The sequence below is a fragment of the Streptomyces bugieae genome (assembly GCF_036352915.1).
Lineage (GTDB): Bacteria > Actinomycetota > Actinomycetes > Streptomycetales > Streptomycetaceae > Streptomyces > Streptomyces endophytica.
This window is the reverse complement of sequence record NZ_JAZBJP010000175.1, coordinates 1-442: the sequence shown is the minus strand read 5'-3', so window position 1 is coordinate 442 and position 442 is coordinate 1. Positions and strand designations below refer to the sequence as shown.

Sequence of the window (442 nt, the reverse complement as noted above, 5' to 3'; positions counted from 1 at the left end):
GAGGTAGGAGAGGTTGAACTCGTCCTGGAGCTTCTCCATCAGGTTGATGACCTGCGCCTGCACCGACACGTCGAGCGCGGAGACCGGCTCGTCGCAGATGATGATCTCCGGGTTGAGCGCGAGGCCGCGGGCGATGCCGATGCGCTGGCGCTGACCGCCGGAGAACTGGTGCGGGTACCGGTTGATGTACTCCGGGTTCAGACCCACGACGTCCAGGAGCTCCTGGACCTTCTGCCGCCGGCTGCCCCGGGGAGCCACCTCGGGGTGGATCTCGTACGTCTCCCCGATGATGTCGCCGACCGTCATACGCGGGTTCAGCGAGGTGTACGGGTCCTGGAACACCATCTGGATGTTGCGGCGCACGGCCTTCAGGGCGCGGCCGGACAGCTTGGTGATGTCCTGGCCCTTGTAGAAGACCTCGCCGGAGGTGGCCCTCTCCAGC

The 442-nt window shown here is 66.1% G+C and carries 1 protein-coding gene; it reads right to left on the bottom strand.

Annotation, left to right across the window (positions count from 1 at the left end):
• Positions 1–442 (bottom strand): dipeptide/oligopeptide/nickel ABC transporter ATP-binding protein (locus V2J85_RS40755; protein WP_330824408.1); only part of this gene is annotated, 442 nt, incomplete at both ends.